This window comes from Monashia sp. HAY1-5C (assembly GCF_056755255.1).
Window position 1 is genome coordinate 1 of sequence record NZ_JBPGXG010000124.1, and the last position, 14,097, is coordinate 14,097.

At 74.5% G+C, this 14,097-nt stretch carries 18 protein-coding genes; 11 read left to right on the forward strand and 7 right to left on the reverse strand.

What is annotated here, in order from left to right; translation table 11 throughout:
- Positions 1 to 426, forward strand: a 426-nt coding sequence (locus tag ACR9ZK_RS16770) for a protein kinase domain-containing protein (RefSeq protein ID WP_481343087.1), incomplete at its 5' end; no start/stop codon positions are given.
- A 32-nt stretch (positions 427 to 458) separates the two neighbouring features.
- On the forward strand, positions 459 to 1,112 hold the full coding sequence (locus ACR9ZK_RS16775) for an LON peptidase substrate-binding domain-containing protein (protein WP_481343088.1): 654 nt from the start codon (positions 459 to 461) through the stop codon (positions 1,110 to 1,112).
- Positions 1,113 to 1,116: 4 nt separating this feature from the next.
- On the opposite strand, the gene ACR9ZK_RS16780 is transcribed toward ACR9ZK_RS16775, so the two are convergent.
- The 4 genes from ACR9ZK_RS16780 to ACR9ZK_RS16795 form a co-directional block, all read right to left on the reverse strand.
- A complete protein-coding gene (locus ACR9ZK_RS16780) occupies positions 1,117 to 1,830 on the reverse strand; it encodes a M50 family metallopeptidase (RefSeq protein WP_481343089.1) in 714 nt (237 codons plus the stop codon).
- Positions 1,831 to 1,836: 6 nt separating this feature from the next.
- Complete coding sequence (locus ACR9ZK_RS16785; RefSeq protein ID WP_481343090.1) at positions 1,837 to 1,965, reverse strand: hypothetical protein; 129 nt, start codon at positions 1,963 to 1,965, stop codon at positions 1,837 to 1,839.
- Between the two features lie 97 nt (positions 1,966 to 2,062).
- Positions 2,063 to 3,295 carry a cysteine desulfurase-like protein gene (locus ACR9ZK_RS16790; RefSeq protein WP_481343091.1) on the reverse strand — a complete coding sequence of 411 codons (1,233 nt, stop codon included), beginning with the start codon at positions 3,293 to 3,295 and terminating at the stop codon, positions 2,063 to 2,065.
- Positions 3,296 to 3,372: 77 nt separating this feature from the next.
- A complete protein-coding gene (locus tag ACR9ZK_RS16795) occupies positions 3,373 to 4,809 on the reverse strand; it encodes an FAD-binding oxidoreductase (RefSeq protein WP_481343092.1) in 1,437 nt (478 codons plus the stop codon).
- Positions 4,810 to 5,004: 195 nt separating this feature from the next.
- Between ACR9ZK_RS16795 and ACR9ZK_RS16800 the strand changes: the two genes are divergently transcribed.
- The 4 genes from ACR9ZK_RS16800 (at position 5,005) to ACR9ZK_RS16815 (ending at position 7,727) form a co-directional block, all read left to right on the forward strand.
- Entirely contained in the window at positions 5,005 to 5,535 is a 531-nt protein-coding gene (locus ACR9ZK_RS16800; RefSeq protein ID WP_481343093.1) for a mycothiol transferase, read from the forward strand.
- Between the two features lie 7 nt (positions 5,536 to 5,542).
- Positions 5,543 to 6,052 (forward strand): nitroreductase family deazaflavin-dependent oxidoreductase, encoded by a 510-nt coding sequence (locus tag ACR9ZK_RS16805; RefSeq protein ID WP_481343094.1) that lies wholly within the window; start codon positions 5,543 to 5,545, stop codon positions 6,050 to 6,052.
- A gap of 95 nt (positions 6,053 to 6,147) precedes the next feature.
- Positions 6,148 to 7,011, forward strand: a complete 864-nt coding sequence (locus tag ACR9ZK_RS16810; RefSeq protein WP_481343095.1) for a CPBP family intramembrane glutamic endopeptidase — start codon at positions 6,148 to 6,150, stop codon at positions 7,009 to 7,011.
- A 182-nt stretch (positions 7,012 to 7,193) separates the two neighbouring features.
- Complete coding sequence (locus ACR9ZK_RS16815) at positions 7,194 to 7,727, forward strand: GNAT family N-acetyltransferase (protein WP_481343096.1); 534 nt, start codon at positions 7,194 to 7,196, stop codon at positions 7,725 to 7,727.
- On the opposite strand, the gene ACR9ZK_RS16820 is transcribed toward ACR9ZK_RS16815, so the two are convergent.
- Positions 7,709 to 8,626, reverse strand: a complete 918-nt coding sequence (locus tag ACR9ZK_RS16820; protein WP_481343097.1) for a hypothetical protein — start codon at positions 8,624 to 8,626, stop codon at positions 7,709 to 7,711. The two genes, ACR9ZK_RS16815 and ACR9ZK_RS16820, sit on opposite strands and share 19 nt — an antisense overlap.
- Before the next feature lie 140 nt (positions 8,627 to 8,766).
- On the opposite strand from ACR9ZK_RS16820, the gene ACR9ZK_RS16825 reads away from it, so the two are divergent.
- Positions 8,767 to 9,114 carry an MmcQ/YjbR family DNA-binding protein gene (locus ACR9ZK_RS16825; protein ID WP_481343098.1) on the forward strand — a complete coding sequence of 116 codons (348 nt, stop codon included), beginning with the start codon at positions 8,767 to 8,769 and terminating at the stop codon, positions 9,112 to 9,114.
- On the opposite strand, the gene ACR9ZK_RS16830 is transcribed toward ACR9ZK_RS16825, so the two are convergent.
- Positions 9,111 to 9,602 carry a DUF6194 family protein gene (locus ACR9ZK_RS16830; RefSeq protein WP_481343099.1) on the reverse strand — a complete coding sequence of 164 codons (492 nt, stop codon included), beginning with the start codon at positions 9,600 to 9,602 and terminating at the stop codon, positions 9,111 to 9,113. The genes ACR9ZK_RS16825 and ACR9ZK_RS16830 overlap by 4 nt on opposite strands.
- Before the next feature lie 37 nt (positions 9,603 to 9,639).
- Between ACR9ZK_RS16830 and ACR9ZK_RS16835 the strand changes: the two genes are divergently transcribed.
- A complete protein-coding gene (locus ACR9ZK_RS16835) occupies positions 9,640 to 10,557 on the forward strand; it encodes a MerR family transcriptional regulator (RefSeq protein WP_481343100.1) in 918 nt (305 codons plus the stop codon).
- A gap of 127 nt (positions 10,558 to 10,684) precedes the next feature.
- Here the strand turns inward: ACR9ZK_RS16835 and ACR9ZK_RS16840 are convergent, their stop codons facing one another.
- Positions 10,685 to 11,092, reverse strand: coding sequence for a VOC family protein (locus ACR9ZK_RS16840; protein WP_481343101.1), 408 nt, complete (start codon positions 11,090 to 11,092; stop codon positions 10,685 to 10,687).
- 238 nt (positions 11,093 to 11,330) lie between these two features.
- On the opposite strand from ACR9ZK_RS16840, the gene ACR9ZK_RS16845 reads away from it, so the two are divergent.
- The 3 genes from ACR9ZK_RS16845 to ACR9ZK_RS16855 are packed head-to-tail and all read left to right on the forward strand — an operon-like array spanning position 11,331 to position 14,013.
- A complete protein-coding gene (locus ACR9ZK_RS16845) occupies positions 11,331 to 12,239 on the forward strand; it encodes an ROK family protein (RefSeq protein ID WP_481343102.1) in 909 nt (302 codons plus the stop codon).
- Positions 12,236 to 13,183 (forward strand): 1-phosphofructokinase family hexose kinase, encoded by a 948-nt coding sequence (locus ACR9ZK_RS16850; RefSeq protein ID WP_481343103.1) that lies wholly within the window; start codon positions 12,236 to 12,238, stop codon positions 13,181 to 13,183. The genes ACR9ZK_RS16845 and ACR9ZK_RS16850 overlap by 4 nt, the downstream gene beginning before the upstream one ends.
- The gene (locus ACR9ZK_RS16855) at positions 13,180 to 14,013 is read left to right on the forward strand and encodes a class II fructose-bisphosphate aldolase (protein WP_481343104.1); all 834 of its coding nucleotides are present in this window, start codon (positions 13,180 to 13,182) and stop codon (positions 14,011 to 14,013) included. The genes ACR9ZK_RS16850 and ACR9ZK_RS16855 overlap by 4 nt, the downstream gene beginning before the upstream one ends.
- Positions 14,014 to 14,097: the final 84 nt, after the last annotated feature.

The following is a 14,097-nucleotide window of genomic DNA, read 5'->3' on the forward strand; positions in this document are numbered from 1 at the left end:
ACCCAGCACGGCGAGATGCTCGGCACGCCGAACTACATCAGCCCCGAGCAGGCGCTCGGTCATGCGGCCACCGGGTCGAGCGACCTGTACGCGCTCGGTGTCGTCGGCCACGAGATGCTCGCAGGCAGGCGCCCGTTCGACCGGGGCACCCCGATCGCGACGGCCCTGTCGCACGTCAACGAGCCGCCGCCGCCACTGCCCGACTCGGTGCCGCAGGACCTGCGCGACCTCATCGCCGACTGCCTCCAGAAGGACCCGGAGCTGCGCCCCCCGAACGCGGCAGCGTTCGCCTTCCGCCTCGGCCTCGGCGACCACGAGGTCGTCGGACTGGCGCTCGGGCTGGCCCAGGCGATCACGGGTCAGGTCGTCGACCAGGAGCCCGAGCCCACGCAGGCGATGCCGACTCCGGTGGTCGCGCAGGACTGACGCGTCCGGGCCTGCGAACCTACGCTGGGGTGATGGCGACCCTGCCGCTGTTCCCGCTCGGGACCGTGCTCCTGCCCGGAGCGCGTCTGCCCCTGCAGATCTTCGAGCCGCGCTACGTCGCGCTGCTGCGTGACCTGCTCGCCGCGCAACAGCAGCGCTCGCCGGTCTTCGGCGTCGTCGCGATCCGCGAGGGCTACGAGGTCGGCGACGAAGGCGTGCTGTCCCTGCACCCGGTGGGGTGCGGCGCCCTGCTGACCCAGGCGGCGGCGCTCGAGAACGAGCGGTTCTTCGTCGTGTCCGAGGGCACGCAGCGGTTCCGCCTCGACGTTGTGGACCCCTCTGCCGGGACTCCGTACGCGACGGGCGAGGTGACGTGGCTCGACGAGGTCGAGGGCGATGCCGTCGCGGTGGCCGAGCTCGGGGCCCGGCTGCGCGCCGAGCTGCTCTCCTTCGCGACGACGGTCGGCGCGAAGGACCTCGACATGCCGGGCGACGACCGGCTGCTGTCCTACGCCGTGCCGCAGACCGTGAGCCTCGACGTCGGCGACCGCCAGCGCCTGCTCGAGTGCGTGGACACCGAGTCGCGGCTGCGTCTCGGGCTCGAGCTCGTGCGTCGCGAGAAGGAGTTCGCGGCGACGCTCGGGGCCGTGGCCAACCCGTCGGCACCGCCACCGAACCTCAACTGACGCCTCAGGCGAGCGCCGTCCACAGCTCGACGACGACCACCCAGGTCGCGAGGGCGCACCCGGCCACGAAGGTGAGGTTCCACAGAACGCGCGGCACGTGGGTCAGCTGGGCCAGGACGGCCGGGTCGCTGGCCGTCGAGCGGTCCGCGAGGACCGCGAGCAGGTGGCGCCACGCGCCGACGAGCAGCACGACGCCGAGCCCGACGAGCACCCGCGGTTGGAGGGTGTCGTCCCGCCACCACCACAGCCCCGCCGACCCGGCGATCACGACGACCATGACGAGGACGGTCAGCGCCGACCGCACGCGGAGCAGTGCGAACAGGAGCACGGCCAGGCCGGTGGTGACGAGGGGCGCCGACCAGCCGCGGCCGGCGGCCCAGACCATGAGTGCGCCGACGAGTGCAGGTGCCGGGTAGCCGGCCCACGTCGACGCGGCGCGACCGGGCCCGCGCGCTGGCCCCCGGGTCACGGCGTGGCCGGACATGTCCCCGCGCAGGACGAACCCGGTGAAGCGGCGGCCGACGAGGACACCGACGACCGCGTGGCCGAGCTCGTGGACCAGGGTGACCACGAGTCGGACGACCCGCCACAGTGGTGCGACCGCCACGAGCAGGAGCGCGATGCCGAGCACGACGAGGATGCTCGTCGTGCCGATCGCGATGTCGGCGGCCGTCGGTACGACACGGTCACGGACGGCATCGAGGACGTCCACGGACACGAGAACCTAGCCGATGCCGAAGCCGGACCAGCCGGCATCCCGCGCCCACTCCCCGGGGTCGCCGACGTCCTCGCTCCGTCCGCGCGTCGCGTGGCGGGGCGGGCGGCCACGGGTGACCCCCGCGGCGCTCAGCATTGCTCCGCCTGACGAGCCACCCTGCCTGATGCGCCGGCTGGCTCACCTCGTGGAGCAATGCTGAGCGCCCGGGGTGTCCCGGTCCCGCTGCGGCGTGTCATCGCGCGTCCGACGACGCGACCTCCTCGACGCCGCGCGCGAGGCGCTCGATGTCGTCGGCGTTCGTGTACGGCGCAAGCCCCGCGCGCACGCCCCCGACCGCGCCGAGGCCGAGGTGGTGGCTGCACTCCCACGCGTAGAAGTGGCCGGCGGGCGCGTTGACACCGCGCTGGGCGAGGGCGAACCGGACGTCCTGCGGGTCATGACCCTCGAGCGTGAACAGCAGGGTCGGCGTCCGACGCTTCGCGTTGCTCCACATCGTGAGCCCGGGCACCGCCCGCAGCCGCTGCTCGAGCACCGCGAGCAGGGCGTCCTCGTGCGCCTCGAGGGCGGCGAACGACGCGACGAGCGCCTCACGACGCGTCCGCCCGCTCGACGCCGTCACCGTGGCCGCACCGTCGAGCGTCGCGAGGAAGTCGACCGCGGCCGTCGTGCCGGCGAGGAGCTCGTACGGCAGCGTGCCGAGCTCGAAGCGCTCCGGCACGGTGTCGGTGGACGGGACGAGCTTGGCGGGGCGCAGCGTCTCGAGCAGCTCGGGTCGGGCTGCGAGCGCGCCGAGGTGCGGCCCGAGGAACTTGTACGGCGAGCACACCCAGAAGTCCGCGCCGCTGGCCGGCACGTCGGTGGCCACGTGCGCCGTCGCATGCACGCCGTCGACCCAGAGCAGGGCCCCGACCCCGTGCGCGACCTCGGCGACCGCCGGCACGTCGGGGCGCGTGCCGATGAGGTTCGACGCGGCGGTGACGGCCACGAGCCGGGTCCGGTCGCCGACGACGGCAGCGACGTCCGACACGTCCAGCTCGCCGGTGGCCGGGTCGAATTCGACCCAGCGGACCGTCGCACCGCGGGACTGCGCGGCCAGGACCCACGGGCGGACGTTCGCGTCGTGGTCGAGGCGGGAGACGACGACCTCGTCGCCCGGCACCCACGCCGCCGACAGGGTCCGCGCCAGGTGGAACGTCAGCTCGGTGGCGCTGCGACCGAAGACGATGCCGGAGGGGTCGGCGCCGAGCAGGTCGGCGACCGCTGCCCGCGCGGCGAGCACCACCGCGTCGGCCCGCCGCTCGGCCGCGGTCACGACGCCGCGGTTGGAGATCGCCGAGGTCATCGTGGCGGCGACCGCCTGGGCCACGACGTCCGGCGTCTGGGAGCCACCCGGGCCGTCGAAGTGGGCGGCGCCCTCGCGCAGGGCCGGGAAGTGCGCGCGGACGCGCTCGACGTCGTAGGGCATGCCCCGAGACTAGGCCGACCCCGAACGCCCGAGACCTCGAGCATCCGGGGCCGGTGTCGTCTCGGCCACGGGGGGCGTCAGTCGGTGACGCGTCCGTCCTCGAAGAGGCGCGGCACCCGGTGGTTCGCCACGAACCGGTCCTCCGGGTCGAACGCCGACCGGATCCCCTTGAGCTGCAACCAGGTCAGCTCGTCGAACGCCGACCGGGCGTCGGTCGGCTCCTCGGCGAAGTTGAGGTACGTCCGCCCGGACTCGAACGGGCGCATCGCCGTGACGAGGCGGTCCGCGTCGGTCCGGCCCCGGGCCGCGAGCTCCGGTGTCGCAGCGATGCCGACGGCGAACAGCGCATGGTCCGCGTCGAGGCTCGACAGCGCGCCGCCGCCCTCGACCGGCCGGGCCAGCGCCCCTCCGAGCTGCCGAAGCTCGGTGGACAGCAGCGACGTGCCCGAGTCGGGACCGGACTGCTCGAGCAGCGTGTCGACCGCCGCGTCGGTGAGGGTACCGAGCATCGTCGAGCCGGACACAGCCGGCGTCGGGCCCTCCGGGTCCATGTGGAGGCGGGGCAGCGCACGAGCCGGCACGCGGTCGAAGGTGTCGATCTCCGGGCCGAGGCCCCGCAGCAGCGACAGGACCGAGCGTGCATCCGCGTCGCAGCCGACGACGGCGCCGTCGACGACGACGAGCGACCGGCCCCGCAGCGGCTCGGGGATCGTCGGCAGCGGCGGCAGGTTGAGCAGCCGCAGCGACGTCGAGACGCAGTCGGGCGCATCGGAAGCCCAGTCGGCCCACCGGCGCACGACGCGGTCGGCGTGCCGCACGTCCCACACCAGCATGCCCGCGTACGCCGTCTCGATCGGGTGGAGGCGGAACTCGATCGCCGTGACGACGCCGAAGTTCCCGCCGCCACCACGCAGCGCCCAGAACAGCTCGCGGTTCTCCGACGCGTCGGCGCGCACGTGCTCGCCGTCTGCGGTGACGAGCTCGACCGCCGTCACGCTGTTCGATGCCAGGCCGAGCTTGCGTGCGTACCAGCCGATCCCGCCGCCGAGCGTGTACCCGGCGATGCCGACGTCGGGCGAGCTCCCGTGCAGGGCGGCGAGCCCGTGGTCGGCGGCCGGCTCGGTGGCGTCGACCCAGATGGCGCCGCCTTCGACGCGTGCGACGCGTCGCACGGCGTCGACGGTGACGGCGCGCATCTCGTGCATCTTCACGAGGACGACGTCCTCGAGGCCGTGCGCGACGAGCGGGCCGGCGTTGTGGCCGGTGCTCTGGGCCGCGACGCGGAGGCCGTCGGCTGCGGCCGCACGGACGGCGGTCTGCACGTCGGCGACGGTGCGCGGGACGACGACCGCGGCCGGACGCTGGTCGACGGCGACGTTCCAGGGCAGCCGGGCCGCGTCGTAGCCGGCGTCGCCCGGCAGGTGGACGGGAAGCTGGACCGCACCCGGGCGCAGCTCGGCGAGGCTCGTGGCTCGCGCGACGTCCGCGGCTGGGGTGGTGATGTCGATGGTCATGGTGTGGCTCCTCGATGTGGTGTCGGGTGCCCGCCCCGCGGGGTCGTGCGGGACGGGCATCGACGGGTCAGAGGCGCAGTCCCCGAGCCAGATACATCCCGAGCGAAAGGTCCGGGTTCGTCCCGTGCGTCGCGACACCGGGGACGGGCGCGCCGTCCCGGCCCCGGTGTCGGTGCCCGGGTGCATGCTGGGGTGATGGCAGACGACACGACGAAGACCGCGCACGACCTCCTCGTCGACGGCTTCGGCCGCATCGAGGAGGGCGTCCCCGCCGTCGTCGACGGGCTCTCCGTCGACGAGCTGCTCTGGCGTCCCGACGCCGACGCCAACCACGTCGCCTGGCTCGTGTGGCACCTCGCGCGCCAGCAGGACGACCAGGTGGCCCACCTCGCCGGCACCGACTCGGCCTGGCTCGGCGACGGCTGGATGGACCGCTTCGGCCTGCCCTACCCACCCGAGACCCACGGCTGGAGCATGAGCAGCGCCGACGTCGGGCGGTTCACCGTCGCCGACCCCGGCCTCTTCGCGGCCTACCAGGGCGCCGTCCACGAGCGCACCCTCCAGCTGCTCGACGGGCTCGACGCCGACCGCTACGCCGAGGTCATCGACCCTCGCTGGGACCCTCCCGTCACCGTGGGGGTGCGGATCGTGTCGGTCCTCGACGACGCCGCCAAGCACCTCGGGCAGGCCGAGTACGTGCGCGGGCTGATCCTGCGCCGGCGCTGAGACCGCGGTGGCCACGCCCCTCCCGCGCTGGCTCCGGACCGTCTACGCGGCGCCCAACGCGCTCTACGACCACGGGCTCGGGTGGGTCCTCGGCCACCGCTTCCTCAGGGTCGAGCACGTCGGGCGGCGCACCGGGCGCACGTACACGGCGGTCGTCGAGGCGCTGCAGTACGACCCGTCCACCGGGGAGGCCGTCGCCATGGCCGGGTACGGCCGCCGCGCCGATTGGTTCCGCAACGTCAGCGCCGCGGGTTCGGCGCGCGTCGAGTTCGCCCACGGTCCCCGGCCGGCGGCGGTCCGGGTGCTCGGCGTCGACGAGGCGGCGGACGTGCTCGCCGGGTACGAGCGTCGCCACACCCTCCTGCGCCCGGTCCTGCGTCCGTACCTCTCCTCGCTCGCCGGGTGGCGCTACGACGGCTCGCCGGCGGCGCGGCGTCGTCTCGTCGAGCAGCTGCCGCTCGTGTCGTTCAGCCCGGCGGGCGCCCCGCTCCGGGCCTCCGAGACGCGGCGGGGCTGACGGGGCGGCGCGCGACGCCGGCGTCGTGTGACACGGGCCACCTCCCTGGCGAGACGGCCGTGCGGCGTACAGGAAGGCATGTCATCCTCGACGGGATGACCAGCCCGACCGCGCACCTGCACGCCGTCGACGCACCGAGCGCCGGCGCCGTCGCGCTGCCCCGTTCGGGCGGCAGCCAGCCGGCGCGCGAACGGCACCGCCACCACGAGACGCACGAGTGGGTCCGCGCCCGCCGCCTGCGCCTCATCGCCCGGGGTCGACGCGTCCGCCTCGCGGCCACGGTGAGCGTCGTCTTCGCCCTCGTCGGCGTCAACCTCGCCAACCACCTGCTCGGCTGGGACACCATGTGGCTCGGCCCGGTCGGTGCCGTCGCGCTCATCGCGTTCGCCCGCTGGCAGGGTCTGACCTGGCACCAGCTCGGCCTCGCCCGCCGCACGCACGCCCGCGGCCTCCGCTGGGGCCTCGGCGTGATCGGCGTCGTCGGCCTCGTGTACCTCGTCGGGGTGCTCCTGCCCTCGACCCGCACCGCCTTCCTCGACGCGCGCTACCACCTGCCGCCGGCGTCGGCCCTGCTCACGGCGTTCGTCATGATCCCGCTCGGCACGGTGCTGCTCGAGGAGGTCGCCTTCCGGTCGGTGCTCTGGGGCATGCTGTCGCGGCACGCGCGGATGTGGCAGGTGCTCCTCGGCTCCTCGATGCTCTTCGGGCTCTGGCACGTGCTGCCGGCTGCCGCCTCGGCCACCGGCAACGCCGCCGTCGGCGAGGCGTTCGCGGCCTTCGGGCCCTGGGCCAAGGCGGCGGTGGTCGTCGGCACGGTCCTCTTCACGGCCTTCGGCGGCGTCGTCGCCGGCGAGCTGCGCCGCCGCAGCGGCAGCGTCCTGGCCAGCGTCGGCATGCACTGGGCCACCAACTCGCTCGGCGTGCTCTTCGGCGTCCTCGCCTGGCGACTCGCCGCCTGACGCGACCCCACCTGGCGGTCCCCGTGCGGCGGTCCGTGCCCGGCGGTCCCAGCGAGGCGCGTCCCCCGCAGGAGTGCGCCCTTGCCCCACGAGTGCGCCGTGCACGGCGCCCCTCTCGGGGAACCGCGCACTCCTGACGCCACCGAGCACCCGCTCGACGGCGGCCGGCGCGCGAGACCCGGGTGCGGCGCGTCCGTCGCACGACGCATACTCCGGACATGTCCTTCACGCTGCGTGCGGCCCGGTCCGAGGACTTCGCCCGGCTCGGTGACCTCACCGCCGCGGCCTACCTCGACGACGGCCTGCTCGACTTCGGCGCCGAGGACCCGTACCTCGAGCTGCTGCGGGACGTCGCCGCGCGCGCCGAGCACGCCGAGGTGCTCGTCGCCGTCGACCCCGGCGGCACCGTCCTCGGAGGGGTGACCTTCGTCGGGTCCCAGGGCCGGTACGCCGACATCGCCGGGCCCGACGAGGCGGAGTTCCGGATGCTGGCGGTGGCCCCGGAGGGCCGCGGCCGAGGCGTCGGCACCGCCCTCGTGCGCGAGTGCATCGACCGCTCGCGGGCTCTCGGGAGGCGTCGGGTCGTGCTGTCGACCCAGCCGATGATGCACGCCGCGCACCGGATGTACGAACGGTTCGGGTTCGTCCGCGTGCCGGAGCGCGACTGGAACCCGATCGGCAACGTGCACCTGCTCGTCTACGCGCTCGAGCTCTGACCCCGCGCTGTGCCCGACCGGGCGGCGCCCACCCGGTCGGCGCGCACCTGGGCGACGAGGCCGCGGACCGCCGTCACGATCGACGGGTCCAGGTCGACGTGCCGCTCGAGCAGGTCGAGCAGCGTCTCGGCCACATCGGCGTTGCGCTCGTAGCCGGGCAGCAGGTCCGCGAGCGGCAGGACGTCCGGGCCGAAGCGCCGCTCGACCCCGCGGTCCACGGCGAAGGCGTCCTGGCGTGGACCGGTGCAGAGGCCGAGGTGGTCGAGGACGGTGACCCAGCGGTCGACGGCGTGGCCCTGGATGAAGCGGGTGGCCGTGAGGCGCTCGCCGCGCAGGTCGCGGTGCAGGCCCACGTAGAGGTTGCTCACCGCCTCGCCGACCTCGTGGTCGAGACAGGGCGGCTGCGGCACCGGCACCTTGGGCACGTCGAGGCCGGCCGGCGCGTCGACCCGGCTCCAGTGCAGGCGGCCCGGCGGGTAGCCCGCGGTGTCCATCGCGGCGAGCGGGAAGACGGCGTACTCGGCGAAGAGCCCGTCGGCGAGCAGGGCCTTGCGGCCCGCGTCGCTGTTCTCGAACGACCACACGACCGGCTGCGCCGCCTCCAGCCAGTCGATGCCCGCGAGGTACCGGTCGCGGGCCGCCTCGTCGTCGACGACGACGAAGAAGTCGGCGTCGGAGTGCTCGTCGATGCGGTGCAGGTCGCGACCGACCGACCCGAGGCAGAGCAGCGCCAGCGCGTCACCGCGCGCCGCGAGGACGGCGCCGAGTCGGTCGAGGAAGGCCAGGAGGCGCTCGCGCATCGGGGCCGAGGGATCGTCACACCCGGCGGCGTGCGGTGGGGCCGCGTCCGCGGTGGTGGCGGCTGCGGCATGGGGTGCGGGTGGGCTGTCGGACGTCATGGCGTCGCTCCTGGGGACCGTGGCGGTGGGGAGTCGACGTTTCAGCCCGCCCGGACAGCCGTCGGGGTCGCGACGCGATCACGGTACGTGCGGGCCGGGTGCCTGTCGAGACCCCACACGGCCGTGGGAGGGTGGATGGCGTGCCGGTGACGATCGACGACGTGAGAGCCGTCGCGGAGCAGCTGCCGAGGTCGTACGAGGTGCTCGTGCGCGACCGCGTCAAGTTCCGCGTCGGACGCATCGTGTGGCTCGCCTTCTCCGCCGACGAGACGCAGATGGGCTTCGCGTTCCCGCGCGACGAGCGTGACGTGCTCGTCGCCAGCGAGCCCGAGGTGTTCCTCATGCCCCGCCGCAGCGACCTCCGCTTCAACTGGGTCGAGGTGCGCCTCGAGGCCCTCGACGTCGACCGGATGCGCGAGATCGTCATCGACGCCTGGCGGTTCGTCGTGCCGAAGACCGTCGCGCTCGCCTACAGCGCCGAGGGCTAGGATCCCGTGTCCCGGCCGCGGCGCAGGGCGCGGCGGCGGGCGTCCGCGTGGGCGTCGCGGAGGAGGCGGAGGACGAGCTCGGTCGTCCGGGTCCCGGGCGTCACGACGGCGACCCAGCCGAGCGAGCCGTACACGGGGTGCGGCAGGACGAGGTCCGCGGCGGCGTGGTCGGCGGCCGCTCGGGCCTCCGCGGGGCGCTCACCGAAGGCCCGGGGGCTCTGGCCCACGAGGCGTTCGAAGACCCGCGCGCCGACGTGCACGTTGAGGCGCCACCGGTCCGGTGGGTCGAGGCGTGACGTCGCGTCGTCGGGATAGTCCTTGGTGACGATCGTCGCGAAGGGCTGGGTGGCCGGGACCCGGCCGTCCGGTGCGTAGTAGATGAAGTGGTCACCCCAGGCGATCTCGGGGAACGCGCTGCCCGGCCCGGGCGACAGCACGAGCACGCCGTCGAGCGACCTGACCACGTCGAGGATCTCGTCCATACTCATGGGTGAAGTGTCATCTTGAAGTGCTTGTGGAGGGTTCGTGAGCGAGCGAGTTCCGAGTCCCGATGCTCGGATGCCGGGGCCGCCCTCGACGCCGATGTCGAAGCCGTTGTCGGGGCCGCTGTCGGGCCCGGCGTCGACGCCGTTGTCGACGCGCGCGGTCGCGGACGCGTCCGGCTACTCGGCCCAACAGGTCCGGGTCCTCGAGGGGCTCGGAGTCCTGCCGCCGGCGGAACGAGCACCCAACGGGTACAGGCTGTTCCGCACCGACCACGTCGTGGCCCTGCAGGCCTACCGGCGGCTCGCCGAGGCGGTCGGCCCCGTGGTCGCGCGCCGGGTGCTGGCCGGGGTGCGGACACTCCCGCTCGACGAGGCGGTGGCCCGCGTCAGCGCCCTGCACGTCGGCCTGGCGCGCCAGCGGGAGGAGGCACTCGCGGCCCAACGCGCCCTGACGCTCGTCCGGGCAGAGAGCGGGGACACCGACCTGCCCGACGACTCCCTGACCATCACCCAGCTCGCCCAGGCCCTCGGCGTGCGGGCGTCGACGCTGCGCTTCTGGGAACGGGAGGGGCTCGTCGCACCCGAACGCGTGGGATCGGGCCCGGTCCGCGGCCGCCGCTACCCACCGGCGGTGGTCCGCGAGGCGCGCGTCGCCGCCGCCCTGCGGTCGGCGGGGCACCCGGTCCCGGCGGTCCGGGCGGTCGTGGCGTCGCTGCGTCGCCTCGCCGGAGCCGAGCTGGAACCGGACGTGGAGCCGCAGGCGGGCCCGGCGACGGAGCTCGACGAGGCATCCGGCGGTGCCGGCGGCGGGGGTCGGCCGGTCACGGCCCGGCTCGACCCGGATGCCGCGCTCCAGCGGCACCTCGACGGCATCGCACGACGCACACTCGCCCTCGTCGCGGCCGGCGCCGACGTCGTCCGACTCCTCGGTGACGAGACACGCGAGCCGGGCCACTGACGAAAGCCCCACGGCGCCGCCGAAGGCACGACCGGAGGGCCCCGCCCCCACCCGGCCGCGTCACGTGGCCGCCCCAGGTGGTCCGGCGTCTGGCCTCGGGTGGCGAGGTGGACAGGTGGTGAGGTGGTCAGGTGGTGAGGCGGAGGGCCCGGGGACGACTGGGCCCCATCTCGGCGGGGCTGCGCTCGACGCAGAACTCGTTGCCCTCGGGGTCGGCCATGGTCACCCAGCCGGGGCCCTCCGCCGTCCGGTGGTCGCCGACGACCGTGGCCCCGAGGACGAGCGCGCGCTCGACCCACGCGTCGCGAGTGCCCTCGTGGGGGGCGAGGTCGAGGTGGACGCGGTTCTTGGCCGTCTTGCCCTCGGGCACCGGGATGAACAACAGACCGAGGCCGTGGTTGGGGTACGCCGGCGCGACGACGACCTCGGGGTCGTCGTCGTAGTAGACGTTCCAGCCGAGCAGCTCGGACCAGAATGCCGCGAGGCCGCGCGCATCGGCGCAGTCGAAGGTCACGTTGTGGATGTGCATCGTCATGGTGTCAGCGTCCGACCGTGTCGCGCTGCGGGGCAAGCGGGTTCCCCACCCGCCTGGCTGCTCCCGGCAGCGCCGAAGCTCGTCGGGCGAGCGCTCTCAACCGCGATGGCAGCCGGGCGGGCACGCACCGGCTCGAGGTGGCATCGTTGGGACCCGGTGACGCAGCGTGCGCCGCCGCGTGTGCGAATGTGATCGACCGACTACCTTTTCGCGCACTATTGCTCATAGACTGCGCACCGTGAAGCGAGAGGCAGCGGTCGGCATCGACGTCGGCGGCACGCGGACCAAGTCGGTCCTCGTGACCCCCGACGGTGAGGTCCTCACCGAATCCGTCGTCCCGACCCCCGAGAGTGTCGGCGACCGGCTGGGCGAGCTGGCGGCCAAGACCCTCGTGCAGCTGCGGGCGGACGCCGGTGCCGACGTGGAGCTGCTAGCCGTGGGCGTGGCGGTGCCCGGTCTCGTCGACGAGGCGGCCGGGCTCGGCGTCTGGTCGGCCAACCTCGGCTGGCGCGACCTCGACCTGCAGGCGGCCGTCGCCGCGCACGTCGACGTGCCCGTCGCCATCGGACACGACGTGCGTGCCGGACTCCTTGCCGAGCACCGGCTCGGGGCGGCGCGCGAGGCAGACAACGTCCTGTTCCTCCCGCTCGGCACCGGCCTGGCCAGTGCCATCCTGTGCCGTGGCCGGCTCGTCACGGGTGGCCCGTGGACCGGCGAGATCGGGCACATCGTCGTGCAGCCCGGCGGCCCGCTCTGCGGCTGCGGCCAGCACGGCTGCCTCGAGGCTCTCTCGAGCGCCGGTGCCATCGGCCGCCGCTGGTCCGAGGCCACCGGCCTGGTCGGGGACGCCGCCGAGGTGTCCCGCCGTGCCGAGGCCGGCGAACCGCAGGCGCGACGCGTCTGGCAGGAGGCCGTCGACGCGCTGGCCATCATGGTCGCGCCGGTCGTGGCGGCGGTCGGCTCGGAGCTCGTGCTCGTCGGAGGTGGACTGGTCCGCGCCGGGGAGACCCTCCTCGGCCCGCTCCGCACCGCCCTGACGCTTCGGCTCGGCGGTCGCACGGACGTCGCCGTCGAGGCCGCAGCACTCGGGGACCGGGCCGGGTCCCTCGGTGCCGCCACGATCGCCCTCGACCTCGTCGGCCGATGATCCTCACCCTCACCCCGAACCCGGCGGCCGACGTCACCTACGGCGTCGACGCGGTGCACCTCGGCGAGTCGCACCGCGTCCACGACGTCACCGAGCGCGCCGGGGGCAAGGGCGTCAACGTCGCCTCGGTGCTCACCACCCTCGGCGAGCACGCCGTCGCCGTGGCACCCGTCGGAACGGCCGAGCTGGCCGCCTGGGCGGCCGACCTCACGGCCCGCGGCATCAGCCACCGACTCATCGAGTCCCCCTCTGCGACAAGACGGTCCATCGCCGTGGTCGAAGGAGATGCACGGACCACGCTCTTCAACGAGGCCGGCCACGAGCAGCCGGCGTCCGTCTGGACGCACGTCGCCGAGGCACTGGCGGCGCTCGCCGGGCAGGCCGAGGTGCTCGCCGTATCGGGCAGCCTTCCCGCCGGGGCGCCCGACGACCTCGTGGCCCGCTTCGTCACCGAGGCACGCCGTCGTGGCCTCCACACCGTGGTCGACTGCGGCGGCGCCGCGCTGACCGCCGCGCTGGCGGTGCGCCCGACCCTCGTCAAGGTCAACCGCACCGAGGCCGCGTCCGCCCTCGGGCTGGGCGTCGAGGCGGACGCGCGAGAGATGGCCCGCATGCTCGCCGACGAGGGAGCCGGCGCGGCGGTCGTCACCGACGGTGCGGCCGGCCTCGACCTCGTCACCGGCGCCGTGGCGCTGCACGCGCGCCTGCGGGAGCCCTTGAGCGGCAACCCGACCGGCGCCGGCGACGCGATGACCGCCGCTCTCGCCGTGGACCTGCGCGACGCGTCGGGGCTGCCGGCGGCTGCAGAGGCCTGGGCCGACGTCCTGTGCCGCGCGGTGGCCTGGTCGGCCGCCGCCGTCCTGCAGCCCGTCGCCGGCCTCGTCGACCCCGACGACGTCGACCGCCTGACCCAGTCCGTCGAGATCGAGGAGAGCCGCGCATGAGCCGCAGCGACCTCACGAGCGTCCTCGCGGACGCCCGTGCCGAGGGGCGCGCCGTCGCGGCCTTCAACGTCATCCAGCTCGAGCACGCCGAGGCGTACGCCACGGCCGCCGAGCGGGTCGGGCTCCCCGTCGTCATGCAGATCTCGGAGAACTGCGTGCGCTACCACGGCTCCCTCGGACCCATCGCCCGCGCGACGCTCGCGATCGCGGATGCGTGCGCCCAGCCGGTCGTCGTGCACCTCGACCATGCGGAGGACATAAGCCTCGTCGAGGAGGCGGTCCGGCTCGGCCTGACGTCGGTGATGTACGACGGGTCCCGGCTGCCCGACGACGCCAACCGCGCCGCGACGGCCCGCGTCGTCGCGCTGTGCCACGCCGCCGGCATCGGCGTCGAGGCCGAGCTCGGCGAGGTCGGCGGCAAGGACGGCGTCCACGCGCCCGGGGTGCGCACCGACCCGGCAGACGCGGCCCGGTTCGTCGCCGACACCGGCGTCGACGCGCTCGCGGTGGCCGTCGGCAGCTCGCACGCGATGACCGACCGGACGGCTCAGCTCGACACGGATCTCGTTGCAGCTCTGCAAGACTCGGTGCCCGTGCCGTTGGTGCTCCACGGCTCGTCGGGCGTGCCGGACGACGGTCTGGTCGCTGCGGTCAGGGCCGGGATGACCAAGGTCAACATCGCGACGCACCTCAACCAGGTGTTCACCTGCGCGATGACCGAGCGCCTCGCGGCGACCGGGAGCGTCGACACCCGCGTCTACCTGGGCGCCGCACGCGACGCCGTCACCGATGAGGCCGCCCGACTCCTCAACCTCCTCGCCCTCCGCTGAGCCCGTTTCGCGCGCTTCGGTCAGAAGCTGTCTCTTATACACATCTCCGAGCCCACGAGACGGAGCTACATCTGGGGGGGCGCT